Genomic DNA, 23,751 nt, shown 5'->3' with positions numbered 1-23,751 from the left:
CGGCTCAGCCCGCGACGAGCTCGTCCAGCACGCCGTTGCGCGCCGAGGCGACGAGGTCGGCGAACTGGTCGACGCTCATCTGCACGCGCTGGCCGAAGTCGTCGGTGATCACGATCCGCTTCTCCGGGACGGCCGCGTCGTCGACGAACAGCTCGGGGCATCCGCAGTTGCAGCTGCCGCAGAAGGTGGCGATGTGTCGCACTCGGGTGCTCCTCGTCGTCGGTCCGGGTGTCGCGGGCGGTGTGCCCGCGCCGTCGGGAGAGGTCGCCCGCGGACTCCCGGCGGTTCCCGATGTCACCCGATGGGGTCAACCGGTCACCGATGGGAGCCGTGCGGGACTCACACCGGCAGGGCTCACACCGGCAGGTCGGCCGGGTCGGTGCCCTCGAGGAAGAAGTCGATGTCGTTGTGCTCGGAGTCGCCGTAGGGGGTGAGGTCGGTGACGCCGTGCGCGGCGAGCACCTCGTCGTCGATGAAGGTGTGCCCGGTGGGGCGCGCCGGATCGGTCAGGATCGCCAGGGCCGCGTCGGCCATGATCTCGGGGGTGCGGACACGCCCGGCGACCTGGTCGCCGCCCAGCAGGTTCGTCACGGCCGCGGTCGCGATGGTGGTGCGCGGCCACAGGCAGTTGGCCCGGATGCCGTCGCCGGCGAACTCGTGCGCCCAGCCCAGGGTCAGCAGCGACATGCCGTACTTGGAGAGCATGTAGGGCGGGAACGCGCCGAGCCACTTCGGGTCGAGGTTGATCGGCGGGGACAGGGTGAGGACCTGCGCGTCGTCGGAGGCCTTGAGGTGGTCCAGCGCGGTCCGGGTCAGCAGGTAGGTGCCGCGCGAGTTGATCGACTGCATGAGGTCGTAGCGCTTGGGCGTCACGTCGGCGGTGCCGCTGATGTTCAGCGCGCTGGCGTTGTTGACGACGATGTCGACGCCGCCGAAGGTCTCGGCGGCGGTGGCGACGGCGCGTTCCACGTCCGCCTCGACCCGCACGTCCCCGACGACGGCGACGGCCTTGCCCCCGGCCTGCTCGATCTCGGCGACCGCGGTGTGCACGGTCCCGGGCAGGCGCGGGTCGGGCTGGTCGGTCTTGGCCAGGATGACGGCGTTCGCGCCGCGGCGGGCGGCGGCGAGCAGGATCGCGAGGCCGATGCCGCGGCTGCCGCCGGACATGACGATGGTGCGGCCGTTCAGGTCCCGCTGGGCGGTCTCGGTCATGGGGTCCTCCGGTGACGGTGCGTCGGTGCACGTGCTCGGAGGCACTCTAACAGTCAGCCCTGACCGTTTCTGTGGAGGTGCGTCACACGTGCGGGTCGCAACCGGTTCAGCGCGGCCGCGACCTCGTGCCGTCGCGGCACCGCGACGTCCACCGGGGCGCCCCGGGTGATCGCGTCGGTCCCGCCGTGGCGCACGGCCTCCTCCAGCCGCTCCAATGCCGCGGCGAGGGTGACCCCACGCAGGTCGAGGGCGGCCAGGGCGTACCCGACGCCGGTGGTCTGGCCGGGGTCGGCGAGCTGGGCCACCGCGGACAGGTCGATGTCGTCGGCGCCGAAGGTGAGCCGCCCGCGGCCGCGGGCGGTGATCCTGCGACGCCCACGTACCGAGGCGTCCACACTGCGGGGGTCGAACTCGCGGCGGGCGAACGCCGGGAACGCGGTGTCGGTCGCCTCGTCGGCCCGTCCGGCGATCTCCCGGGCCCGGCCGGTGACCTCGGAGGCGACGTAGTCCTGCAGCAGGATCACGGTGTCGGCGCGGTCGAGGTACTCCCCCGAGCCGCCCATGACGAGCACGGTGGACACCCCGTGCCCGCGGTGCAGCGGCCGGACCCGCTCGGCGAACGGGACCAGCGGCTCGGCCGGGATCAGCGCGCGCATCCGGTCGTCGCGGATCATGGCGTTGGTGGCTGCGGTGTCCTCGTCGATCAGCAGCACGCCGGCGCCGGCCTCCAGCGCCTCCACCGTGGCGGCGGCCTGCGAGGTCGAGCCGGACGCCGACTCCGTGGAGAAGTCGTCGGTGGGGTTCCCGGACGGCAGGCCGGTGACGAAGGCCGACACGTCGACGCGCTGCACCGAGCGCTCGTCCTCGGCGCGCACCGACACCGCGTCGGCGCGGGCGACGACGAGCTCGCGACCGTCGCCGGGGACGTGGTCGTACACGCCGTTCTCCAGCGCACGCAGCAGCGTGGACTTGCCGTGGTAGCCGCCGCCGACGATCAGCGTGACGCCCTCGGGGACGCCCATGCCGGTCACCGTGCCGCGGTGCGGGACCTCCAGGTTCACGCGCAGCTCCGGCGGGGAGACGAATGGCACCCCGCCCACCAGCGGCCGGTCGTCGACGCCGGAGGCGCGCGGCAGCACCGCGCCGTCGGCGACGAACCCGACCAGGCCGCGACCGGCCAGCGCGTCGCGCAGGGCACCGGCGTCGACGACGGTCTCCACGAACTCCTCGGCGGCGTCGGTGTCAGCGGTCTCCCAGCGCAACGCCCCCAGCACCGCGCGCGGCAGCGCGACCGTGACCTCCGCGGCCGCTGCCCGGCCGTCGATCCGCCGACCCCGGCCGGGCAGCGGCACCGACACCTCGGCGACGACCGTCCCGTCGGGCCGGATGCGGACCGCGCTGCGGTCGAGCACCTCCTGGCCACCCGCATCGATCCGCACGGTGCTGCGCTCCAGGGCCCGGCGCAGTGCGCGGGCCAGGAACCCGGCGAGGGCACGCGCCCGCACGGGCCCGTCGTACAGGCCGGGCGGCAGCCCGGCGGTCCGGGCGGGCACGGTCACCCGCAGCCGCGACGGCGGCGCGAACGGGTCGGCCTGCACCGTCCGGATCTCGAGGTCGTAGCCGTGCTCCCCCGTCCAGACGCCGGTGAGGTCCTTGTAGGAGCGGTAGGACGCTCCGTCGAGGTCGTGGAGCCGGGGGCCGAGAGCCGCGACGTCGCCGCGACGTCGGGGCGTGGCCGAGCGCTCGTGCGGGGTCATGCGGGGTCGTCTCCTCCACGTCGTGGCGACCGCCAGTGGCCCCGCGGGGCCCGGTCCGCGGCGGACCGGGCCCGGACGCGGATCAGCGAGCGGTGAACGCCTGGATCACCAGCTGGTCCCCGGGCGGGGTGGCGGCGCAGCCGGTGCCCTCCATCGGGACGAACAGCGAGTCGGTCTCGCCGGGCGGGTAGACGCGCAGTCCGCGCACCGCCGTCGGGCGGCAGGCGGCCTCGTCGAAGTTGCGCACGTTCACCACCCGCAGTGTCGCACCGGCGCTCCCGCCCGGGGCGAGCCGGACCGGGTCGCCGTGCCCGCCCTGCATCGCGGCGGCCGGGCCGATCTGGTGGCCGTCGTCGCCGCCGACGTAGGACACGCCGGGGAAGCCGCGCAGGTAGCAGGTGCGGCCGCTCTGGTTGCGCAGCGTCAGCGTCACGTACGACGAGCCCGCGGCACCGCCGCCCGGGTCGGCCGCGACCGAGCCGGCCAGCTCGGAGGTGTGGCAGCGCTCGTCGCCGCCCGCCTCGGTCCCCCCGGTTCCGGTGTGCGCGCCGCCGGCACCGGCGCCGCCCCCGGTGTTCCCGGCGTCGGACACCGGGGTGCTCGTGGTCGGTGCGGCGGTGCTCGGCGGCGTGGCGGTGCCGCCGGAGCCGGCGGCGGTCGGCCAGTCGCCGCCGCCCCCGCAGCCGGCGAGCACCGCTCCGCAGGCGGCGATGGTCACGGCCCAGCGGGCGGTGCGGTGCAGGACGTACCCGTCCATGTCAGTCCCCCGATCGTCATGGTGCGTACGTCTCCTCGGACGTATCGGCACGCAACCGGTTGCCCCGATCCTTGGTGATGCGAACGAGAGTTCACCCGTCTGTCGCCGTTCGTCGCCCGGTCGGTACCGTCCTGGCCCGTGTTGTCGCGTATGTCCGTTGTTCATCTGGCCCGTGGGGCCGCGATCGGCGTGGTCGAGACCATCCCGGGGGTCAGCGGCGGGACCATGGCGCTGGTCGTCGGGATCTACGAACGCCTGATCGCCCAGGGCGCGCACCTCGTCGGCGCGGCCCGGGCGTTGCTGCCGGGCGCGGCGGGCGGTGACGTGACGCCCCGCGAGGAGCTGCGACGGCTGGACCGGGGCCTGCTGGTGCCCGTGGCGCTGGGCATGGCGCTGGCGGTCCTGGCGGCGTCGCAGGTCCTCCCGGGGCTGATCGAGGACCACCCCGTCGGCGCCCGGGCGGTGTTCCTGGGGATGGTCGCCGCGTCGGTGGTGGTCCCCCTGCGGATCACCGGGCGGCTGCGCGGGCTGCGGGAGTGGGCGCTGGTCGTCGTCGCGTTCGCGGCGACGTTCGCCGTCAGTGGGCTCCCCCCGGTCGTCGGCGACGGCCGCCCGCCGATGCTCCTGGTCGGGCTGGCCGCGGCGGTCGCGGTGTGCGCGCTGGTGCTGCCGGGGTTCTCCGGCTCGTTCCTGCTGCTGGTGTTCGGGCTCTACGAGCCGACCCTGCGTGCGGTGCGCGACCTGGACCTGGCCTACGTCGCGGTGTTCGGGCTCGGCGCCGTGGTCGGGCTCGTGAGCTTCGTGTCGGTGCTGACCTGGCTGCTGGAGCACCACCGCCGCACCCTCATGGTGATCATGACCGGCGTGCTGCTGGGGGCGCTGCGGGCGCTGTGGCCCTGGCAGGACGACGCCCGCGGAGTGCTGGCACCCGACCCGGGCTGGTGGTGGATGCTGCTGCCGGCCGCGGCGGGTGCCGCGCTCGTCCTGACGATCATGGCCGTCGAGCGGCGGGTCGACGGGGCGGCGGCCCCCGGCCTCAGCGGGGCAGCCACTCCGGACGCCCGGAGCCGCGCGGGACGAGCACCGTGCGGTACTCCCCCGGCGTCGCGCTCATCGTGACCTGGTCGGTCACCCCCTGGTAGTGCCCGAGCGGGGTCTGCGCGGTGAACGTCTCCGGGGCGGGGTAGGCGTGCCGCTCCCCGGTGCCCGCGACCTCGCGGGCGTAGCCGAGGTCGAGCACCCCGAGCTCCAGCATCCAGAGCGCGGCCCGGGCCAGCGACACCTCCACCGCCCAGGACCCGCCCTCCACCGCGCGGCGGCGCAGGGCCGCGGCGATCCCGGCGGCGGTCAGCCAGGACACGATGTAGTCGTTGACGACCAGGATCGGCGAGAGCCGGGGCGTCACCGTCGGGTCGGTGGCCGAGCCGCCCTCCAGGGTCATCATCCCGACCAGGGTGCCCGCGGACTGGTCGAACCCGACGCGGTGCGCCCACGGCCCGACCGGCCCGTGCAGGGTGTTCGTCGCGTGCACGATGCCCGGCCGCACCGCGGCGGCCTCCTCTGCGGACAACCCGAGCCGGGCCAGGTAGCCGGGGCGGCGGTTGGCGTAGAACACGTCGGCGTCGGCGAGCAGCCCGCGCAGCAGCGCGGCGCCGTCGGCGGTGTGCGGGTCCACCGTGGCGGACCGGACGCCGACGTTCGCGGTGACGTAGGTGCTGTCGTGCTCGAACTCCGTGGGGCGCCAGATGTTCAGCACGTCCGCGCCGTGCAGGGCCAGCGCCCGCCCGGTCCCGGCACCCGCGATGACGTGGCCCATCCCGAGCGCGCGCAGCCCGTCCAGCGGGAGGTCGGCGCGGCGGCGCTGCGGGAACGGCTCGGGCGGGGCGTCGCCGATGCGGCGCAGGGTGATCGGCGGGGTGCCGGCCAGCGCCGCGTGCTGCTCGGTCGCGAGCCACTCGCCGGGGGTACGGGCCATCGGCATGACGATGCCGACATCGCTCGCGGCCTCCTCCAGCTCGGCGGCGTCCCACCGGGCGATCGCGTCGGCGACGCCGCTCTCCGGGGCCCCGAGGAAGGTCTCGGCCCGGGCCCGCAGCGCGGGGTAGGGGTTGAGCGGCATCACCCAGCGGTCGTCGCGGGTGCGGTGGAACGAGAACCCCAGCGCCTGCGAGGTGATCGCCGGGCTGGCGGCCGGGTACCCGTTCACCAGCTCCCAGCGGCGGTCGTAGAACGGGCAGAGCCGGTGCGGGGCGCGCCGGACGTCGACGGTGACGTCCTGGCCGTCGCCGCCGCGGTCGCGGTGCACCGCGGCCATCCCGACCGACTTCGCGGCGAGCGCGACGGCCGCACCGCCCCCGAGGCGCAGCGCGCTGGGCACGACCGGGTCGGCACCGACGAACGCGACCCGCCCCCCGGCGTCGGCGCCGCTCATCCCGACGCAGCCCAGCAGCCCGTCGAGCGCGGCGCCGGGGTCGAAGGCGTCGTCGGTCGCGGGGGACGCGACGTTCGCGAGGATGCGCTCGGCCGTGGCGTCACCGGCCGTGGCGTCACCGGCAGTGGCGTCACCGGCAGTGGCGTCACCGGCAGTGGCGTCACCGGCAGTGGCGTCACCGGCAGTGGCGTCACCGGCAGTGGCAGCGGCGGGGGTGGTCATGCGGTGGGTCCTCCCACGTGTTTGGCCCGCAGGTACTCGCCCACGGACTTGCCGATCTGGTCCACGCGCAGGTTGGCCGAGCCGCCCGAGCCGAGCAGCCCGACGAGCACCAGGTGCACCGCGCGCAGGTGCGGGAACTCGTGGCGGACGATGCGGCCCCCGGCCTCGGGGAGCAGCGCGGCCGCCCGCTCGGTGGTCAGCGTGGCACGCAGCCAGTCCCAGTGCGCGGGGTCGCGGCACCAGACGCCCACGTTGGCGTTGCCGCCCTTGTCCCCGGCCCGCGCCCAGGTGTACTCGCCCAGCTCGACGGGCGGGCCGGTCGGCGCGGGCAGGTCCGGCTCCGGGTGCACCGGCTGTGCGGTCTCGTCGGGGGTCGCCGTCCGCGAGGCGCGGGGGACCTCGACCCGGCTGCCGTCGTCGAGGACGGCGTGGTGGTCGAGCAGCGCGGACTCCAGCAGCGCCGGCCAGTACTCGATCCGCGGCCACGGCTGCGACGCCCGCGGCGCGTGCCCGTCGTGGTGGAACCCGGGGAAGCCCTGCAGGTACAGCGACCCGACGGCCGGGGAGAACCGGACCAGCGGCTCCTTCTCGCGGGCGGTCGCGATCACCCGGATCGGGACGGTCGCCGCCCACTGGGTCGGCGGGTCGACCGCCGCGACGCCGAGCGGGGTGACCTCCAGGGTGTCGACGTGGCCCTCCAGCGCCGCGCGCAGCTGGTTGCGCAGCAGCTCCACCTTGCCCTCGACGTCGGGAGCGGTGCAGAACAGCATCGTGGAGATCTCGTAGCCGATGGGGGCGAACACCGCGACCTTCGCCGTCGGCGGCGGCGGGGACCCGGTGACCGGACCGATCGCGACCCGGTCCGGTCCCTGCTGGCTCAGCCGCACGGTGTCCAGGTGCACGGTGACGTCGGGGTTCAGGTAGCGCGGGCCCTGGATCTCGTAGAGCAGCTGCGCGGTGACGGTGTCGACGGTGACCGTGCCGCCGTCGCGGGCGTGCTTGGTGATCACCGAGGAGCCGTCGGCGGCGACCTCGGCGATCGGGAACCCGGGGCGCAGCATGCCGGGCACCGAGCGGAAGCCGGAGAAGTTGCCGCCGGTGGCGTGCGCGCCGCACTCGATGACGTGCCCGGCGGTCACCGCCCCGGCCAGGGCGTCGACGTCGTCGGGGCCCCAGCCGTGCCACCAGGCCGCCGGCCCCGCGGTCAGCGAGGCGTCGGTGACCCGCCCGGTCACGACGACGTCCGCGCCGGCGGCCAGCGCGGCGGCGATCCCGAACCCGCCGAGGTAGGCGTTCGCGGTGATCGGGGCGAACCCCCAGTCCTTGAGCGGGGCCCCGGTGTCGAGATGCTCGAGCCCGTGGCCGTCGGCGTGGAAGTCGGCGAGCCGATCGAACACCCCGTCCCCGGCGACGTGGGCGACCCGCAGCGACAGCCCGGCCGCCGCGATCCGGTCGCGCAGCTCCTGCGCCATCCCGGCCGGGTCGAAGCCGCCCGCGTTGGTGACGACCCGGATCCCGCGGCGGGCGATCTCGGGCAGGTGCGGGGTGAGCTGGTCGAGGGCGTAGGCGACGTAGCCGGGGCCGCCGCGCCCGGCCGCGGCGGCGAGCGCGGCGAGGGTGATCTCGGCGAGGTAGTCGCCCATCAGGACGTCGACCGGGTCCCCGGCCATCGCCTCGTCGACGGCGGTGTACCGGTCGCCGAGGTAGCCGGACACGTTCGCGATACGCACGGGACGGGAGGCCATGCCGGTCACGGTAGGCCGCCGGTCAGGGCCGCGACCAGGACCGATGACCGCACCTGGGCGTGACCTCTAGGGTCATGCCCCGTGGAGCTGTTCCATCTGCGCTACTTCCTCGCCGTCGCCGACGAGCTGAACCTGACGCGGGCGGCGGCCCGGCTGCACCTGGCCGCGTCGCCGTTGTCGCGACGGGTCCGCGACCTGGAGCGGGAGCTCGGCGCGCCGCTGTTCACCCGGTCCGCGCGCGGGATGGCGCTGACCGCGGCCGGGCGGGCACTGCTGCCGCGGGCCCGGGACATCGTCGCCCGGGTCGAGGCGCTGCCCGGCGCGCTCGCCGCCGCCGACGGGCATCCGGTCGTCGTGGTGGGGATGGCCCCGGACGTGACGGCGGCGGTCCGCGACGGCTTCCTGGAGCGTCTGCGGGCCGCGCGTCCGGAGCTGGCGGTGCGGATCCGCCCCGGCACCTCCGCGGAGCTGGCCCGCGCGGTCGCCCGGCGCGAGCTGGACCTGGCGTTCGTGCACGGCGCCGTCGACGACCCCGGGCTGAGTGCACGACGGGTGGAGACCCGGCCGGCCGCCGTCGCCGTCGGGCACGGGCGGGGTTTCGACGACCGGACCGAGGTCGCCCTGGAGGAGCTGGCGGACCTGCCGTACGTGTCCATCCGCTACGACGCCGCCCCGTCGGTCTACCGGGCCACCGGGGAGCTGCTGGCCCGCCACGGGGTGCACCGGCGGATCGAGCTCGACACCCACAACCCCGGCGACCTGACCCACGTCGTCGCCTCCGGGGAGGCGTTCACGCTGGTCGGACTGGGGTCGGGGGCGACGCACAAGGCGTTCGTCGGGGAGCCCGTGCACGTGCTGCCGGTGACCGGGGCGCAGGTGCGGCTGGGCACCGACGCGGTGTGGCGCACCGACCGGGCCGCCGACCCCGGCGACGTCGTCGGGTTGCTCGCGGCCGCGGCCGGGACGCCGGCGGGGCCCGTGGCGTGACGCCACGGGCCCCGCTGCGGTGCGGTCGGTCAGACGTGGGCCGGGGCCCGGTCGCGGGTCCCGAACCCGGCCTCGATCTCGTCGAGGGTCTGGTGCGCGGTCTCCCGGGCCGACCAGGCCGACGCCGCCGCGACCAGGCAGATCACGGCGCCGAAGACGGCGACCGGCAGCCAGCCGGTGACGCTGTTCTCGGCCAGCGCGGCGGCGATGGTCGGGGCGAAACCGCCGAACGCGAAGCCGATCTGGGTGCCGACGGCCATGCCGGTCAGGCGGACCTTGGCCGGGAACATCTCCCCGTAGAACGAGGGCCAGACACCGTTGGCCGCGCTGTAGACCACCCCGGAGAGCAGGATGCCCGCGCCGAACACGAACAGGTACTCGCCGGTGGACACCGCCCACAGGTAGACGGCGAGCAGGACCGCGCTGCCCAGTGCGCCCGCGACGAACACCGGGCGGCGTCCGACCCGGTCGGACAGCGTGGCGAACAGCGGGATCGCGGCCAGGGCCACGACGTTCGCGCTGACGACGACCCACAGCATCGTCGAGCGCTCCAGGCCCACGGTGTTCACCGCGAAGGACAGCGCGAAGACCGTCATCAGGGTGCTGACCGAGGCGACGGTCGCGGCGAGGCTGACGCGCAGCAGGTTCGGCCAGTGGTCACGGAACAGCGCGGCGATCGGGAGCTGCTCCGCGGCCCGCGGGGACCCCTCGGTGTCGGCCACCTCCGTCGCGAAGACCGGGGTCTCGTGCAGGGTGCGCCGGATCAGCACACCGGCGACCATCACCAGCACGCTCGCCCAGAACGGCACCCGCCAGCCCCAGGACAGCAGCGCCTCCTCCGGGAGCAGCGCGATCGGCAGGAACACCGCGGTCGCGATGATCTGCCCGCCCTGGGTGCCGGACAGGGTGAAGCTGGTGAAGAACGCACGCCGGTGCTGGGGCGAGTGCTCCAGCGTCATCGAGTTGGCGCTGGCCTGCTCTCCGCCCGCGGACAGGCCCTGCAGCAGCCGGCAGGTCACCAGCAGCACCGGCGCGAGCACGCCGACCTGGCCGTAGGTCGGCAGGAAGCCGATCGCCAGCGTCGCGACGCCCATCATCATCAGCGTCGAGACCAGGACCTTCTTGCGGCCGAACCGGTCCCCGATGTGTCCGAACAGCACCGCGCCGAGCGGGCGGGCGACGTAGCCGAAACCGAAGGTCGCCAGCGACAGCAGCGTGCCGGCCACCGGGCTCGAGTCGGGGAAGAACACCTTGTTGAACACCAGCGCCGCAGCGGTGCCGTAGATGAAGAAGTCGTAGTACTCCAGGGCGCTGCCGACCCACGCGGCCAGGGCGGCCCGTTTCGGCTGCGCCTCCGGCGCGCTCGGCGCGGCGGCGGACGGTTGCTGGCTCACGGTGGCTCCCGGCGTGTGCGACGTTGCAGGCACTTGATGACGCGGTCGACGGCCCGGGCGGCGAGCCGCTCGTCTATGTACCGTCTGGTTAGGTACCGAATAGTGAGTTGCGGCGCGAGGCGTGTCAAGAGCCGGATGGACGCCGGCGCGGTCACCCCGCCAGGGGTTCTCCGTCGACCCTGCGGTCGGTCCTGCCGGGCGCCTGCCACGGGCCCCTGCCGTCGGCTCCGCCGTCAGTCCTGCCCCACACGGGCGGTCAGGTACTCCACGACCAGGTCACCGACCATGCGGCGGTAGTGCCCGCGCCGCTGCGGGTCCAGCAGGTCACGGTCGAAGATGGCCGAGACGGTGTGCCGGTTGGCCACCCGGAACACGCAGAACGAGCTGATCAGCACGTGGACGTCGAAGGCGTCGACGTCGTCGCGGAACAACCCGGCCTCCCGGCCGCGGGCGAGGATGGAATCGAGCACGCCGAGCGCGGGCCCGGCGAGCCCCGCGCGCAGCGGGGAGGAGCGCAGGTGCTCGGCGTGGTGGATGTTCTCGATCGCGACCAGCCGGATGAAGTCCGGGTGCGCCTCGTGGTGGTCGAAGGTGAGCTCCGCGACCGCCCGCACCGCCCGTGCCGGGTTGAGGTCCGACACCGACAGCTGCTGCTCCAGCGCCCGGATCCCGGTGTACGCGCGTTCGAGAACGGCCAGGTAGAGACCCTGCTTCGAGCCGAAGTAGTAGTAGAGCATCCGCTTGGTGGTCCGGGTGCGCGCGGCGATCTCGTCGACCCGCGCCCCGGCGAGGCCCCGGTCGGCGAACTCCGCGGTCGCCTCGTCCAGGATCTCGGTGCGGGTGCGCTCGGCGTCGCGCTGCCGGACGCCCTCCTCCGGTACCGCCGCCACTGCGGCCCCCCTCCACCGGTCCGCGCCACCGGGATCCCGGTGGCGCCCCGGACTCTACGGATCGTCGGCCGTTCCCCCTGGCCGACGGACCCACCGTCCCGTATAACTAACCGTACGGTACATAGATCCGAGGAGGGATCCGTGCGGAGCAGCAACGAGACCCGGCGCGAGACCGACGCCACCGCAACCGGCACACGGGTGCGGACGGGGTTGATCGGCGCCGGCATCGGTCCGTCGCTGTCCCCCGCCCTGCACGAGCGCGAGGGCGCCGCGCACGGCCTGGACCTGACCTACACGCGTTTCGACCTCGACGTCCTCGGGCGCGACCCCGACGCCGTCGGCGACCTGCTCGCCCTGGCCCGCGCGCAGGGCTACGCCGGGGTCAACGTCACCCACCCCTGCAAGCAGCGGGTGATCGGCCACCTCGACGTCCTCGCCCCGGACGCCGCCGCGATCGGCGCGGTCAACACCGTCGTCATCGGTGCGGACGGGGCGCTGACCGGGCACAACACCGACTGGACCGGCTTCCGCGACGGCTGGCGGGCCGGGCTGCCCGGCGCCGCGACCGGGCGCGTCGTGCTGCTGGGCGCCGGGGGTGCCGGTGCCGCGGCCGCCTACGCCATGGCCCGCGAGGGCGTCGGCGTCCTGCAGATCGTCGACGTCGACGGTGCCCGCGCCGCCGCACTCGCCGCGTCGGTGACCCCGCACCTGTCCCCCGGCGCGCACGCCACCGGACACCCGCTGCCCGCACTGTCCGCGCTGCTCCCGGGGGCCGACGGCCTCGTGCACGCCACCCCGACGGGGATGGCCGAGCACCCCGGCCTCCCCCTCGACCCCGCGCTGCTCGCCACCCGTCCGTGGGTCGCCGAGATCGTCTACCGGCCGCTGGACACCGCACTGCTCGCCGCCGCCCGCGCCGCGGGCTGCCACACCGTCGACGGCGGCGCGATGGCCGTGCACCAGGCGGCGGAGGCGTTCCGGCTGTTCACCGGCGCCACACCGGATCCGGCGCGGATGCTCGCCCACCTGGCCGAGCTCGTCACCGCCGAGCAGGCGGCGGCCCGTGTCGCCTGAGCCCCGCCCCCCGCACGGGCCCGCGCGCCTGTCGCTGGCCACGGTCTGCCTGTCCGGCACGCTGGAGGACAAGCTCGCCGCCGCCGCGACCGCCGGGTTCGACGGGGTCGAGATCTTCGCGCCGGACCTGCTCGCCGACCCCGAGTCCCCCGCCGGGATCGGTGCCCGCTGCCGCGACCTGGGCCTGTCGGTGGACCTGTACCAGCCGCTGCGCGACATCGACTCCACCGATCCCGCCCGGTTCGCCGCGAACCTGCGCCGCGCGGACGCGACCTTCGAGGTCATGGCCGGTCTCGGCGCCGACACCGTGCTGGTGTGCTCCTCGGTGTCCCCCGACGCCGTCGACCCCGCCACCGACGCCGACCTGCTCGCCACCCAGCTGCACACCCTCGCCGACCGGGCCCACGAGCGCGGGCTGCGCGTCGCCTACGAGGCGCTCGCCTGGGGCCGGCACGTCGACACCTGGGACGCCTCCTGGGACGCCGTGCGCGCCGCGGACCACCCCGCGCTCGGCCTGTGCCTGGACTCCTTCCACATCCTCGCCCGCGGCTCGGACCCCGCTCCGATCGCCGACGTCCCCGGCGACAAGCTGTTCTTCCTCCAGCTCGCCGACGCCCGTGAGCTGTCGATGGACGTGTTGTCCTGGAGCCGTCACCACCGGCTGTTCCCCGGCCAGGGCGGGTTCGACCTGCCCGCGTTCCTCGCCCCCGTGCTGAGGGCCGGGTACAGCGGACCGCTGTCGCTGGAGGTGTTCAACGACGTCTTCCGCCAGTCCGACCCGGTCCGCACCGCCGTCGACGCCCGCCGCTCGCTGATCGCGCTCGCCGAGGCCACCGCACGGGCCGGCGCCGGGACCGATCCCGTGGGCACCGCGGCGCCGGCCCTGCGCGGGACGGCGTTCGTCGAGCTCACCGCGGGCCCGGAGCTCGGGCGGGTGCTGCGCGCCCTGGGGTTCAGCCGCACCGGGGTGCACCGCACCAAGCAGGTCGAACGCTTCGAACAGGGCGACGCCCGGCTGCTGGTGAACGCGGCGGGCGACGGCACCGGCGCGGTCGCCGCGATCGCCGTCGAGTCCGCCGACCCCGCTGCCGCCGCCCGCCGCGCGGCCCGGCTGTGCGCCGCCCCCGTCCCCCGGGTCACCGGGCCCGGGGAGGCCGAGCTCGCCGGGATCACCGCCCCCGACGGCACCGCGGTGTTCCTGTGCCGCACCGACGGCGACGCCGGACGGGCCTGGCCGCACGACTTCGTCGCCGTCGACGAGCCCCGCTCCCCCGGCACCGGGATCACCGGCATCGACCACATCGGGCTCACCCAGCCCTACGACGCGTTCGACGAGGCGGTCCTGTTCCACCGCGCCGTGCTCGGCCTCGACACCGTCGGCGACGGCGAGTACGCGGCCCCGTTCGGGCTGGTCCGCAGCCGCGCGCTGGCCGACCCGGACCGCAGCGTCCGGCTCGCCCTGACCGTGTCGGTGCTGCGCCGCGGCGGGTGGAGCCCGGCCGTCGCCGACCCGCAGTACGTGGCCCTGGCCTGCGACGACGTGCTCGCCACCGCGGCCGCCGCGCGGGCGGCCGGGGTACCGCTGCTCCCGGTCCCGGCGAACTACCACGACGACCTTGCCGCCCGCCTCGACCTGCCCGCGGCGACCGTCGCGGTCTACCGGGAGCTCGGCGTCCTGCACGACCGCGACGCCGCCGGCGACTACCTGCAGGTGTGCACCGAGCTGCTCGGCGGCCGCCTGTTCCTGGCCCTGGTGCAGCGCACCGGCGGCCACGACGGGCACGGCTGGGCCGACGCCCCGGTGCGGATGGCGGCCCATCGCCGGTCCCGGCTCGCCCGGGCCTGAGCGGCGCCGCTACCGTCCCGGCGTCGGTCGCGGAGGGGAGTCGCAGGTGCGTCGCTGGGGTTGGTTGCTCGTCCTGGCCGTCGGGGTCGCGCTGTTCGAGGCGGTCCGCCGGGTCCTGCTCGTCACGCAGAACCCCAACCTAGTGCCGTCGCTGATCCTGCTCGGCGCCGCGGTCGCCCCGGCCGCGTTCGTGGCCTTCGTGCTCGGGCGGCGGCTGGACTACTCGATCGGCGCGGGCCCGATCGCGCTGGTCGCGTTCCTCGGCGGAGTCGTCGGCGTCGTCGCGGCGGGGCTGCTGGAGTTCGACGCGCTGCGGTCGCTGGGCACGCTGCCGATGCTGGGCGTCGCGCTGATCGAGGAGTCGGCCAAGCTCGTCGCGCCGCTGGTGGTGCTGCTGCTGACCGCCCGCCGCGGGCACCCCGCGGACGGGCTGCTGGTCGGCGTCGCCTCCGGTGCCGGCTTCGCCGCGCTGGAGACGATGGGCTACGGCTTCGTCGTGCTGGTCCGCTCGGGCGGCGACCTGGGCGCCGTCGACGACGTCCTGCTCCTGCGCGGCGTGCTCAGCCCGGCCGCCCACATGGCCTGGACCGGGCTCACCGCGGCCGCGCTGTGGTACGCGGCCCGGCGGCGCACCGGACGGGCGCTGCTGGTGTTCGTCCTGGCCGTCGCCCTGCACACCACCTGGGACAGCATCGGCGGGTTCGTCGCCTACGGCGTGCTCGCGGTGCTGAGCCTCGGCCTGCTCACCGGGTTCGCCCACCGGCTCCCGCACCGCGCCCCGGGCACGGTCGGGGGCGGGGCCGGGTTCCGGGCCTGATCAGGTGCTCTGCTCGGCCGTGGGCTGCGCGGCCAGGCGCGCCGAGTAGATCGAGTAGCCGTCGAGCCACCGGGCCACCGCGGTGGCCACCAGCGTCGCGACGACCAGCGGGACGGCGATCGCGAACCCGGTGCCGGTCAGCTCCAGCACCAGCACCAGCCCGGCCAGCGGCGCCTGCATCCCGGCCCCGATCATCGCGGCCGCCCCGACCAGGGCGAACGTGCCGACGGGGGTGCCCGGCCACAGCGCCGACCAGACCCCGCCGAGCGCGGCCCCGAGCAACGCGCCGGTGCACAGGGTCGGGGTGAACAGCCCACCGGACGCACCGCTGCCCAGGCACATCGCCGTCACCAGCGGCTTCAGCACGGCCAGCATCGCGAACAGCAGCAGCGCCCCGCCACCCAGGAAGGCCTGCTCGGCCAGGTCCGCGCCGTTGCCGTAGAGCTGCGGGAACACCAGCCCGGCCACGCCGAGCAGCCCGAACGCGACGACCGGGGCGGCGATCCGCCACCACGTCCGCCGGGGCCCGTGGTGCGACACGAACCCGATCAGCCGGACCCAGCCGGTCGCGAGGACCCCGATCAGCACGCCCGCGGGCACCGCCCACACCAGCAGCGACGGCGTCGTCACCGGGTCCGGCAGGCCGGGGTAGACCGGCCCGGCGGGCAGGTAGAGCCAGGCGACGACGCTGGCGGTCGCGGTGCAGGCCAGTGCGGGCAGCACCACCGGCAGACGCACCGTGCCGACGAGCACCTCGGCGACGAACAGCGCCCCGCCCAGCGGCACGTCGTAGACGCACGCCAGCCCGGCGCCCGCACCGCAGGCGACCAGCAGACGTCGCTGCTCGACCGACAGGCCACCCCAGCCGGCCAGGACCGCGCCCCACACCCCGCCCATCAGCTTGGGCGCGGCCTCCCGGCCGAGCGAGGCGCCCAGCCCGACGACGACCTCCGACAGCACCGCGGTGCCCGAGCTGCGGCGCACCCCGAGCCGGGCGTCACCGGTCCAGATCGCGTCGTCGACGTCGGTGCGGCCGGGGACGAACCGACGCAGCAGGTACCCACCGACACCGGCGACGAGCCCGGCCAGCAGCAGCGGCCAGATCCGCCCCCAGGCGTCGGCCCGCTCGACCGCCGCGCCGAGCCCTTCTGCCGCCCCGGATCCCCACGCCCACTCCGACACCGCGTGCAGCAGTGCCATCAGCGCGATCCCGGACAGCCCGGCGGCGATCCCGGTCACGACGAGCAGCACCCAGAACCGGGCGGTCAGCGGCGACGCACCGTCGCCGGTGACGTTGGGCTGGTCGGTCGCGGCCCGCTTCGACCGGACCCGCGTCCGCAGGACGGGGGCGGGGACCCGGAGGCGCTCACTCGGTCGGTGTGACACCCCTCCATGATCCCCGACCTGTCCGGACACCCTCCCGACGGGTGGGCAGGACTCAGGCGAAGGCCTCCGGCGGCGGGCAGGAGCAGACCAGGTTGCGGTCGCCGTGGGCGCCGTCGATCCGGCGTACCGGCGGCCACACCTTCCGGTCGTGCACCCCCGGGGTGACCCCGGTCGGGTACGCGGCCAGCTCCCGCGGGTACGGGTGGTCCCACTTGTCGTCGGCCAGGCAGGCCGCGGTGTGCGGGGCGTTGCGCAGCGGGTTGTCCTCGGCGGGCCACTCCCCCGCGGCGACCCGGTCGATCTCGCCGCGGATCGACACCATCGCCGCGACGAACCGCTCGATCTCGGCCAGGTCCTCGGACTCGGTCGGCTCGACCATCAGCGTCCCGGCCACCGGGAAGGACATGGTCGGGGCGTGGATGCCGTGGTCGATCAGCCGCTTCGCGACGTCGTCGACGGTCACCCCGGTCTCCTTGGTCAGGGTCCGCAGGTCGAGGATGCACTCGTGGGCGACCGCGCCGTCGGCGCCCGAGTAGAGCACCGGGAAGTGCTCCCGCAGCCGGGTGGCGACGTAGTTGGCGGCGGCCACCGCGGTGAGCGTGGCGCGGCGCATCCCGTCGGTGCCCATCATCCGCAGGTAGGCCCAGGAGATCGGCAGGACGCCGGGCGAGCCGTACCGGGCGGCCGAGACCGCGCCGACTCCGCCGTCGGACACGGGGGTGCGACCGGGCAGGAACGGCACCAGGTGCTCGGCCACCGCGACCGGGCCGACACCGGGCCCCCCGCCGCCGTGCGGGATGCAGAAGGTCTTGTGCAGGTTGAGGTGGCTGACGTCGCCGCCGAAGGCTCCCGGGCGGGCCACCCCGACCAGTGCGTTCAGGTTGGCGCCGTCGACGTAGACCTGGCCGCCCGCCTCGTGCACCGCGGCGCAGACGTCCCGGACCCCGGCCTCGTAGACACCGTGCGTCGACGGGTAGGTGATCATCAGCGCGGCGAGCCGGTCACCGTGCTCGGCGATCTTCGCGTGCAGGTCGTCGAGGTCGACGTCACCGCCCGGCGCGGTCCCGACGACGACCACCCGCATCCCGGCCATGACCGCCGAGGCGGCGTTCGTGCCGTGCGCCGAGGCGGGGATCAGGCAGACGTCGCGGTCGGCCGCCCCGCGGCTGCGGTGGTAGGCGGCGATGGCCAGCAGCCCGGCGAGCTCGCCCTGGCTGCCCGCATTGGGCTGCAGCGACACCGCGGCGTAGCCGGTGAGGTCGGCCAGCCAGGTCTCCAGCTGCTCGATCATCTCCCGGGTGCCGACCGTGTCGGACTCGGGCGCGAGCGGGTGCAGGTCGGCGAACTGGGGCCAGGTCACCGCCTCCATCTCGGCGGCGGCGTTGAGCTTCATGGTGCACGAGCCCAGCGGGATCATCGTGCGGTCCAGCGCGAGGTCGGCGTCGGCGAGGCGGCGCAGCCAGCGCATCAGCGCGGTCTCGGACCGGTGGTCGTGGAACGTCGGGTGCGTGAGGTACTCACCGGTGCGGCGCAGGCCGGCGGGCAGCGCGTCGGCGGTCTCGCGGTCGAGGGCGTCGGCGTCCACCCCGGCGAGGCCGAACGCCGACCACACCGCGCGCAGGTGCGCCACGGTGGTGATCTCCGAGGTGGCGACGCCGACCTCGTCGTCCGAGGCCCGGCGCAGCGCGATCCCGGCCTCGTGCGCGGCAGTGACCACGGCGTCGGCGCGGCCGGGGACCCGGGCGAGCACCGAGTCGAAGAACGCGTCGTGGACGATCTCCACCCCGCCCGAGCGCAGGCCGGCGGCGAGGACCGCGGCCATCCGGTGGGTGCGGGTGGCGATGTCGCGCAGCCCGTCCGGGCCGTGGTGGACGCCGTAGCAGGCGGCCATGACCGCGAGCAGGACCTGTGCCGTGCAGATGTTCGAGGTGGCCTTCTCCCGGCGGATGTGCTGCTCACGGGTCTGCAGCGCCAGGCGCAGGGCGTAGTGGCCGTCGGCGTCGCGGGAGACGCCGACGAGCCGGCCGGGCAGCTGCCGGGCGTGGCGCTGCCCCACCGACAGGTAGCCGGCGTGCGGGCCGCCGAAGCCGAGCGGCACCCCGAAGCGCTGGGTGGAGCCGATCGCGGCGTCGGCGCCGAGCTCCCCGGGCGGGGTGAGCAGGGTCAGGGCCAGCAGGTCCGCCGCGACGGCGACGAGCGCCCCGCGGCCGTGCGCGGCCTCGATGAGTCCCGACGGGTCGGCGACCCGCCCCGAGGCGCCCGGGTAGGACAGCAGGACACCGAAGAACTCGCCCTCGGGCAGCACGCCGTCGGCGAGGTCGGCGACGACCAGCTCGATGCCGAGCGGCTCCGCGCGGGTGCGCAGCACGTCCACGGTCTGCGGCAGCGTGTCCGCGTCGACGAGGAACCGCGGGCTGGTCGAGCGGTTGGCCCGGCGCAGCAGGGTCATCGCCTCGGCGGCGGCGGTGGCCTCGTCGAGCAGCGACGCGCCGGCGACCGGCAGCCCGGTCAGGTCGGACACCATGGTCTGGAAGGCCAGCAGCGCCTCGAGCCTGCCCTGGCTGATCTCGGGCTGGTACGGCGTGTACGCGGTGTACCAGGCCGGGTTCTCCAGCACGTTCCGCCGGATCACCGACGGGGTGCGGGTCCCGTGGTAGCCGTAGCCGATCATCGGGACGGTCATGGTGTTGCGCCCGGCCATGGCGCGGAGCTCGGCCAGCATCTCGGCCTCGCCGACCGGCGCGGGCAGCGAGGCCCCGACCGGCTCGGCGTCGCGGATGGTGTCGGGCAGCGCGCGGGCGGCGAGCGCGTCGAGCGAGTCGACGCCCAGCACCTCCAGCATCCGGGCCAGGTCGCCGGGGCGGGGCCCGATGTGGCGCTCGGCGAACGGGAGCCCCCGCTCCAGCTCGGAGAGGGTGGGACGGTGCTCGGACGTCGGGCTCACGGCGCCTCCGGAGGTCGTCGGGCGGATTCGGGGCAGGGCAACTCGCCCTCCCCCTCTGTCCGTACCCGGAGACCGGGCGCCTGAGAGATTCACCGGAGGCTTCCGGCTTTCCCCGTCGGCGGACGGCTCCCCGCGTGCGCGGGTGACCCGTCGCTTTCCAGAGGCGTCTCGACCGCGCGGTCCGTGTGCCTGAGAGATTCCGGGAAGGGGTTGCTCCTTCGGCGCCCGGGCTCGTTCCCCGGGGCTCTCCCGCGCGGCGTCGACGACTACCGGGTCAGCCTACCTGCGTAGTTCTGCGGCGTCGCCGCCTGCGCCGGCTCGTCACACTCACGTCATGTCGAACACCAGCGCTCCGAACACCACCCCGGCCACCACCGCCGCGTTCCACATGCAGGCGATGCTGTCCTTCGGCGTGTCCCTCGCCGCCGTCGTCGTCGGGACCGTCTACCTGCCCGTCGACGGCTGGGTGAAGGCGTTCCTCGCGATCGCCGTGCTGTACGCGATCACCTCGGCGTTCACCCTGGCGAAATGCGTCCGGGACCGGCAGGAGTCCCTGACCGTGGTCAACCGGGTCGACCAGGCGCGGGTGGAGAAGCTGCTCGCCGAGCACGACCCGTTCCGCTCGGTGGCGTGAGCGGATCCGCCTCAGGAAATGGCCTCAGGAGATGGCGCGGCGCGCGCGGCGCCGCGCCAGCTCGTCCTCGGGGGCCTCGTCGACGGTGCCGCCGTCGGCCCGCTCGGCCGGGAAGTCCTTGATCACGCCGGAGATCTCACGCATCGCGCCGGAGACGGCGATGCCGAACACGCCCTGCCCGCCCTGCAGCAGGTCGACCACCTCCTCCGGGGAGGTGCACTCGTAGACGGTGGTGCCGTCGGAGAACAGGGTGATGCCGGCGAGGTCACGGATCCCGCGCCGACGCAGGTGCTCGACGGCGATCCGGATGTTCTGCAGCGAGACACCGGCGTCGAGCAGCCGCTTCACGATCTTGAGGACGAGGACGTCCTTGAAGGAGTACAGCCGCTGGCTGCCCGACCCGGCGGCACCGCGGATGGACGGCACGACGAGCCCGGTGCGGGCCCAGTAGTCCAGCTGTCGGTAGGTGATGCCGACGACCTGACACGCGGTCGGGCCGCGGAAGCCGACCAGGCGGTCGGTCACCCCGTCGAGCCCCGCACCGACGAGCGGGTCCGGGAACAGCTCTCCCTGACCCGGCCCCTCGGGTGGTGGCGTCTGCACCGCGCGGTCTCCCTCGTTCGGGACCGTGGACCGTCCTCTACCATGTGACTCTGGGTAGTGGGTGAGTTCCACGGATGTCATCAGTCGAGATGACGGTAGGCCCAGCGGCCGGGGTGGTCAACGCGGCTCGCCGACCTGGGCGTACCGGACACCCGGCCGGGTCGCCGGGCACACGGGGCGTACGGACGCCGAACGGTCGGTGACGTCGGTGAACGGTCGGACCACGGTCCGTGCGTTCCCACTGCCGGGTGACGGCGGTGGTGACCCGCACGGATCAGCCCGGCTGGGCCCCGCGGAAGTCCTCCGGCGAGACGGAGTCGAGGAACTCGCGGAACTTCTCGACCTCGTCCTCCTGCTCGTCGGGGATGACCAGTCCCGCCTCGGCGAGGACGCTCTCGTCGGCGTGCACAGGCACACCGATCCGGAGCGCCAGCGCGATCGAGTCGCTCGGCCGCGCGGACACCGTGACACCGCCGTCGAAGATCAGCTCCGCGTAGAAGGTGCCCTCCTGCAGGTCGGTCACCCGCACCTGCTCGAGCCGCCGCCCGAGTGCTCCGATGACGTCCTTGAGCAGATCGTGGGTCAGGGGCCGCGCGGGCTTGACCCCCTGCTGCTCAAGGGCGATCGCCGTTGCCTCCACCGATCCGATCCAGATCGGGAGGTATCGGTCGCCGTTCGTCTCCCGCAGCAGCAGGATCGGCTGGTTCGCCGGAAGTTCGACCCGGACGCCCACGACGCGCATCTCGCTCATCAGCCCGCCTCCCCGGCCCTGTCGGGCCTGTCGGACCACCCGGGTGGACACGCCACCCCGGCCGCCCTGATCGCCTTGCTCGCCCTGACCCGCGCGGTGGACCCGACGACTCCGTGTCGTCACCGTGGTGTCGTCACCGTCGTCGTTGCCACCGCACTGCCACCGACACCTGATGACGCTACACGGCGGTCCGCCCGGACGCGCGCCTCCGGACGGGGAGTGACAGGGTCCGTTCGACGATCGTCACACGCCCGTCGCGCACGGCGTGTCGGCTCGACACCCGCCGGTCCCCGTCCACGCCGAAGGCCCGCCGCACCAGAGGGCACCGGAGCACCCCCGGCCGCGACGGGCCGGTCACACGCGGGGTTCCGTGCACGGCACCCACGGCGCCGCTGTCAGAGACGGCGGCAGAGACGGCGCGGACGGCGCCACCGCACGGACCCGGGTCAGCCCTGGGCGCCGGGCTCGCGGGGCCCGGTCAGGAACACCAGGCGGAACTTGCCGATCTGCACCTCGTCGCCGTTGGCCAGCACGGCCGTGTCGACCGGCTCACGGTTGACGTAGGTGCCGTTGAGGCTGCCGACGTCGACCACGACGAACTCACCGGCGTCGCGGCGGAACTCCGCGTGCCGCCGGGAGACGGTGACGTCGTCGAGGAAGATGTCGCTGTCGGGGTGCCGGCCGGCGCTGGTGGTCGGCACGTCCAGCAGGAAGCGCGAGCCGGCGTTCGGACCGCGCCGGACGACGAGCAGCGCCGACCCGGCGGGAAGCCCGTCGACACCCGAGACGGCGAGCTCGGCGGCCGGCTGCTCGACGTCGGCGAGGAAGTCCGCCCGGAAGACCGACGTGGTCTCCGGTGCGCGCTCCGGTGGCACGTCGCGCGGGTCGTTCGTGGTCACCTCGGGGACTCCTCCTCGCGGATGCGGTACCCGGACGGCGTCCGGGCGGTCAGGTCTGTTCGGGGCCGGGTGTCCCGGCCCCTTCCGGACGACACGTCCAGGGGATGTGAACCTACCGGTCGGAGCGGCCGGGGCGATACGGAGGTCCGCGTGCCGCGCCGCGTGGTGCGGCGGGCGGCCGGCTCAGTCGCCGTCGGCCAGCTGGCGGTAGGCGTCGGCGTCGAGCAGGCCGTCGGGCGAGGCCCCCTCGGCCAGCCGGATCTCGACGATCCACCCGTCGCCGTAGGGGGCGGAGTTCACCAGCTCCGGGGCGGCGTCCAGCCCGTCGTTCACGGCGACGACCTCGCCGCCGACCGGGGCGTAGATGTCCGACACCGACTTGGTCGACTCGACCTCGCCCATGGCGTCGCCCGCGGCGAGGGTGTCACCGACGGTCGGCAGCTGCACGAACACGACGTCCCCGAGCTGCGACTGGGCGTGGTCGGTGATCCCGACCCGGACCACCCCGTCCCCGCTGCGGCGCACCCACTCGTGGGCCTCGGTGTAGGACAGGTCCGACGGAATCTCCGAGCTCACGCCGGGGAGCCTATCCCCCGGCGCGGTCGTGATCGAACCGGGTCGCCGGGGCCGGGACGCCCGGCGCCGGGCGGCGCAGCGCCAGCCGGAACTGGGCCAGGTAGAGCAGCCCCGACCACAGGTAGAGTGCCACGCCCCAGATGGCGAAGGCGTTCGCGACGACACCGACCACGGCCTCGGCGGGTGTCGGGCCGTCGCCGAGCAGGAGCAGCGGGAAGGCGTAGAGCAGCACGAAGGTGGCGGCCTTGCCGAGATAGACGACCTCGAAGGGGCCGTAGCCGCGGTGGCGCAGCACGAACACGCAGCCTGCGAGGACGACGTCGCGGGCGACCAGGGCGACCACCGCCCACCACGGGACGATGTCGCGCGCGGCCAGCCCGACGAGCGCGGCCAGGATGTAGAGGCGGTCCACGGCCGGGTCGAGCATGGCGCCGAACCGGCTGAACTGGTCCAGGACACGGGCGAGCTTGCCGTCGAGCCAGTCGGTGAACCCGCCGATCGCCAGCACCGCGACGGCCCAGCCGTCGGCCTCCGGGCCGAGCATCAGCCACAGGAACAGCGGCACCCCGGCCAGGCGCAGCATGCTGAGCGCGTTCGGGACGGTCCAGAGCCGGTCGTCGTCGGTGGGCGGGCCCACGGTGTCGTGCACCGAGTCCCGGACCGTGTCGCGCACCGTGTCCCGGACGGTGTCGCGGGCCTCGCGGACCGAGTCGGCGGCCTCGCGGGCGCTGCGGCGCACCGCGGCCGCCCGTCCGGTGTCGCTCTCCCTGCCCACACCGGGCACCCTAGTCGTCGGGTCGGGGTGTGCGGGGCGCCCCGTCGGGGT

21 protein-coding genes and 1 riboswitch are annotated in these 23,751 nt (G+C 74.9%); of the genes, 6 read left to right on the top strand and 15 right to left on the bottom strand.

Going from position 1 to position 23,751, the window contains the following annotated elements; translation table 11 throughout:
- Window positions 1-4: 4 nt before the first annotated feature.
- From Ae717Ps2_RS12800 to Ae717Ps2_RS12785, 4 genes are all read right to left on the bottom strand, one after another.
- Window positions 5-202, bottom strand: a complete 198-nt coding sequence (locus Ae717Ps2_RS12800) for a hypothetical protein (protein ID WP_075306392.1) — start codon at window positions 200-202, stop codon at window positions 5-7.
- A 152-nt stretch (window positions 203-354) separates the two neighbouring features.
- Window positions 355-1,212: an NAD(P)-dependent oxidoreductase gene (locus tag Ae717Ps2_RS12795; protein WP_075333429.1), complete on the bottom strand. Its 858-nt coding sequence runs from the start codon at window positions 1,210-1,212 to the stop codon at window positions 355-357.
- Between the two features lie 53 nt (window positions 1,213-1,265).
- A complete protein-coding gene (locus tag Ae717Ps2_RS12790; RefSeq protein ID WP_075306394.1) occupies window positions 1,266-2,969 on the bottom strand; it encodes an ABC-ATPase domain-containing protein in 1,704 nt (567 codons plus the stop codon).
- Window positions 2,970-3,051: 82 nt separating this feature from the next.
- A complete protein-coding gene (locus tag Ae717Ps2_RS12785; protein ID WP_075306396.1) occupies window positions 3,052-3,726 on the bottom strand; it encodes a DUF4232 domain-containing protein in 675 nt (224 codons plus the stop codon).
- Between the two features lie 150 nt (window positions 3,727-3,876).
- Here Ae717Ps2_RS12785 and Ae717Ps2_RS12780 point away from each other — a divergent pair, with 150 nt between their 5' ends.
- The gene (locus Ae717Ps2_RS12780; RefSeq protein WP_075306398.1) at window positions 3,877-4,845 is read left to right on the top strand and encodes a DUF368 domain-containing protein; all 969 of its coding nucleotides are present in this window, start codon (window positions 3,877-3,879) and stop codon (window positions 4,843-4,845) included.
- Here Ae717Ps2_RS12780 and Ae717Ps2_RS12775 read toward each other — a convergent pair.
- Window positions 4,763-6,379, bottom strand: coding sequence for a CoA transferase (locus Ae717Ps2_RS12775; RefSeq protein WP_083702353.1), 1,617 nt, complete (start codon window positions 6,377-6,379; stop codon window positions 4,763-4,765). The two genes, Ae717Ps2_RS12780 and Ae717Ps2_RS12775, sit on opposite strands and share 83 nt — an antisense overlap.
- Entirely contained in the window at window positions 6,376-8,124 is a 1,749-nt protein-coding gene (locus Ae717Ps2_RS12770) for an acyclic terpene utilization AtuA family protein (protein ID WP_075311800.1), read from the bottom strand. Before Ae717Ps2_RS12770 ends, Ae717Ps2_RS12775 begins: the two co-directional genes overlap by 4 nt.
- An 81-nt stretch (window positions 8,125-8,205) precedes the next feature.
- Between Ae717Ps2_RS12770 and Ae717Ps2_RS12765 the strand changes: the two genes are divergently transcribed.
- Window positions 8,206-9,111 (top strand): LysR family transcriptional regulator, encoded by a 906-nt coding sequence (locus Ae717Ps2_RS12765; protein WP_075306400.1) that lies wholly within the window; start codon window positions 8,206-8,208, stop codon window positions 9,109-9,111.
- 29 nt (window positions 9,112-9,140) lie between these two features.
- Here Ae717Ps2_RS12765 and Ae717Ps2_RS12760 read toward each other — a convergent pair whose 3' ends face one another.
- Window positions 9,141-10,505, bottom strand: coding sequence for an MFS transporter (locus tag Ae717Ps2_RS12760; RefSeq protein WP_075333428.1), 1,365 nt, complete (start codon window positions 10,503-10,505; stop codon window positions 9,141-9,143).
- A 233-nt stretch (window positions 10,506-10,738) separates the two neighbouring features.
- The gene (locus tag Ae717Ps2_RS12755; protein WP_020624247.1) at window positions 10,739-11,395 is read right to left on the bottom strand and encodes a TetR/AcrR family transcriptional regulator; all 657 of its coding nucleotides are present in this window, start codon (window positions 11,393-11,395) and stop codon (window positions 10,739-10,741) included.
- A 141-nt stretch (window positions 11,396-11,536) separates the two neighbouring features.
- Here Ae717Ps2_RS12755 and Ae717Ps2_RS12750 point away from each other — a divergent pair, with 141 nt between their 5' ends.
- Genes Ae717Ps2_RS12750 through Ae717Ps2_RS12740 form a run of 3 tightly spaced genes read left to right on the top strand, consistent with a single transcriptional unit; the run spans window position 11,537 to window position 15,132 of the window.
- Window positions 11,537-12,469: a shikimate dehydrogenase gene (locus Ae717Ps2_RS12750; RefSeq protein WP_083695915.1), complete on the top strand. Its 933-nt coding sequence runs from the start codon at window positions 11,537-11,539 to the stop codon at window positions 12,467-12,469.
- Window positions 12,459-14,315, top strand: coding sequence for a sugar phosphate isomerase/epimerase and 4-hydroxyphenylpyruvate domain-containing protein (locus Ae717Ps2_RS12745; RefSeq protein ID WP_075333427.1), 1,857 nt, complete (start codon window positions 12,459-12,461; stop codon window positions 14,313-14,315). The genes Ae717Ps2_RS12750 and Ae717Ps2_RS12745 overlap by 11 nt, the downstream gene beginning before the upstream one ends.
- Before the next feature lie 46 nt (window positions 14,316-14,361).
- Window positions 14,362-15,132 carry a PrsW family glutamic-type intramembrane protease gene (locus tag Ae717Ps2_RS12740; RefSeq protein WP_143510383.1) on the top strand — a complete coding sequence of 257 codons (771 nt, stop codon included), beginning with the start codon at window positions 14,362-14,364 and terminating at the stop codon, window positions 15,130-15,132.
- Here the strand turns inward: Ae717Ps2_RS12740 and Ae717Ps2_RS12735 are convergent, their stop codons facing one another.
- Both Ae717Ps2_RS12735 and gcvP read right to left on the bottom strand, forming a co-directional pair.
- Window positions 15,133-16,518: a chloride channel protein gene (locus Ae717Ps2_RS12735; protein WP_075333426.1), complete on the bottom strand. Its 1,386-nt coding sequence runs from the start codon at window positions 16,516-16,518 to the stop codon at window positions 15,133-15,135.
- Window positions 16,519-16,570: 52 nt separating this feature from the next.
- Window positions 16,571-19,462 carry an aminomethyl-transferring glycine dehydrogenase gene (gene gcvP, locus Ae717Ps2_RS12730; protein WP_075333425.1) on the bottom strand — a complete coding sequence of 964 codons (2,892 nt, stop codon included), beginning with the start codon at window positions 19,460-19,462 and terminating at the stop codon, window positions 16,571-16,573.
- Between the two features lie 167 nt (window positions 19,463-19,629).
- Window positions 19,630-19,724: riboswitch (glycine riboswitch) on the bottom strand.
- 72 nt (window positions 19,725-19,796) lie between these two features.
- Between gcvP and Ae717Ps2_RS12725 the strand changes: the two genes are divergently transcribed.
- Window positions 19,797-20,096: a YiaA/YiaB family inner membrane protein gene (locus tag Ae717Ps2_RS12725; protein ID WP_075333424.1), complete on the top strand. Its 300-nt coding sequence runs from the start codon at window positions 19,797-19,799 to the stop codon at window positions 20,094-20,096.
- Between the two features lie 24 nt (window positions 20,097-20,120).
- On the opposite strand, the gene Ae717Ps2_RS12720 is transcribed toward Ae717Ps2_RS12725, so the two are convergent.
- The 5 genes from Ae717Ps2_RS12720 to Ae717Ps2_RS12695 form a co-directional block, all read right to left on the bottom strand.
- A complete protein-coding gene (locus Ae717Ps2_RS12720; protein ID WP_060711889.1) occupies window positions 20,121-20,699 on the bottom strand; it encodes a MerR family transcriptional regulator in 579 nt (192 codons plus the stop codon).
- 274 nt (window positions 20,700-20,973) lie between these two features.
- A complete protein-coding gene (locus tag Ae717Ps2_RS12715) occupies window positions 20,974-21,450 on the bottom strand; it encodes a bifunctional nuclease family protein (protein ID WP_020623535.1) in 477 nt (158 codons plus the stop codon).
- 446 nt (window positions 21,451-21,896) lie between these two features.
- On the bottom strand, window positions 21,897-22,349 hold the full coding sequence (garA, locus tag Ae717Ps2_RS12705; protein ID WP_075333423.1) for a glycogen accumulation regulator GarA: 453 nt from the start codon (window positions 22,347-22,349) through the stop codon (window positions 21,897-21,899).
- A 183-nt stretch (window positions 22,350-22,532) separates the two neighbouring features.
- Entirely contained in the window at window positions 22,533-22,925 is a 393-nt protein-coding gene (gene gcvH, locus Ae717Ps2_RS12700; protein ID WP_075333422.1) for a glycine cleavage system protein GcvH, read from the bottom strand.
- 10 nt (window positions 22,926-22,935) lie between these two features.
- Window positions 22,936-23,574 carry a CDP-alcohol phosphatidyltransferase family protein gene (locus tag Ae717Ps2_RS12695; protein WP_051050132.1) on the bottom strand — a complete coding sequence of 213 codons (639 nt, stop codon included), beginning with the start codon at window positions 23,572-23,574 and terminating at the stop codon, window positions 22,936-22,938.
- Window positions 23,575-23,751 lie beyond the last annotated feature (177 nt).

Source organism: Pseudonocardia sp. Ae717_Ps2, from assembly GCF_001932475.1.
GTDB lineage: Bacteria > Actinomycetota > Actinomycetes > Mycobacteriales > Pseudonocardiaceae > Pseudonocardia.
Note: the sequence above shows the minus strand (reverse complement) of the source record. Positions and strands in the feature narration are given on the sequence as shown.

What these genes read in the sequence shown, in the direction of transcription:
- Ae717Ps2_RS12795 (WP_075333429.1), bottom strand. Translation starts at nt 1,212, where the DNA reads ATGACCGAGACCGCCCAGCGGGACCTGAACGGCCGCACCATCGTCATG.
- Ae717Ps2_RS12790 (WP_075306394.1), bottom strand. Translation starts at nt 2,969, where the DNA reads ATGACCCCGCACGAGCGCTCGGCCACGCCCCGACGTCGCGGCGACGTC.
- Ae717Ps2_RS12785 (WP_075306396.1), bottom strand. Translation starts at nt 3,726, where the DNA reads ATGGACGGGTACGTCCTGCACCGCACCGCCCGCTGGGCCGTGACCATC.
- Ae717Ps2_RS12780 (WP_075306398.1), top strand. Translation starts at nt 3,877, where the DNA reads ATGTCCGTTGTTCATCTGGCCCGTGGGGCCGCGATCGGCGTGGTCGAG.
- Ae717Ps2_RS12775 (WP_083702353.1), bottom strand. Translation starts at nt 6,379, where the DNA reads ATGACCACCCCCGCCGCTGCCACTGCCGGTGACGCCACTGCCGGTGAC.
- Ae717Ps2_RS12770 (WP_075311800.1), bottom strand. Translation starts at nt 8,124, where the DNA reads ATGGCCTCCCGTCCCGTGCGTATCGCGAACGTGTCCGGCTACCTCGGC.
- Ae717Ps2_RS12725 (WP_075333424.1), top strand. Translation starts at nt 19,797, where the DNA reads ATGTCGAACACCAGCGCTCCGAACACCACCCCGGCCACCACCGCCGCG.
- Ae717Ps2_RS12715 (WP_020623535.1), bottom strand. Translation starts at nt 21,450, where the DNA reads ATGAGCGAGATGCGCGTCGTGGGCGTCCGGGTCGAACTTCCGGCGAAC.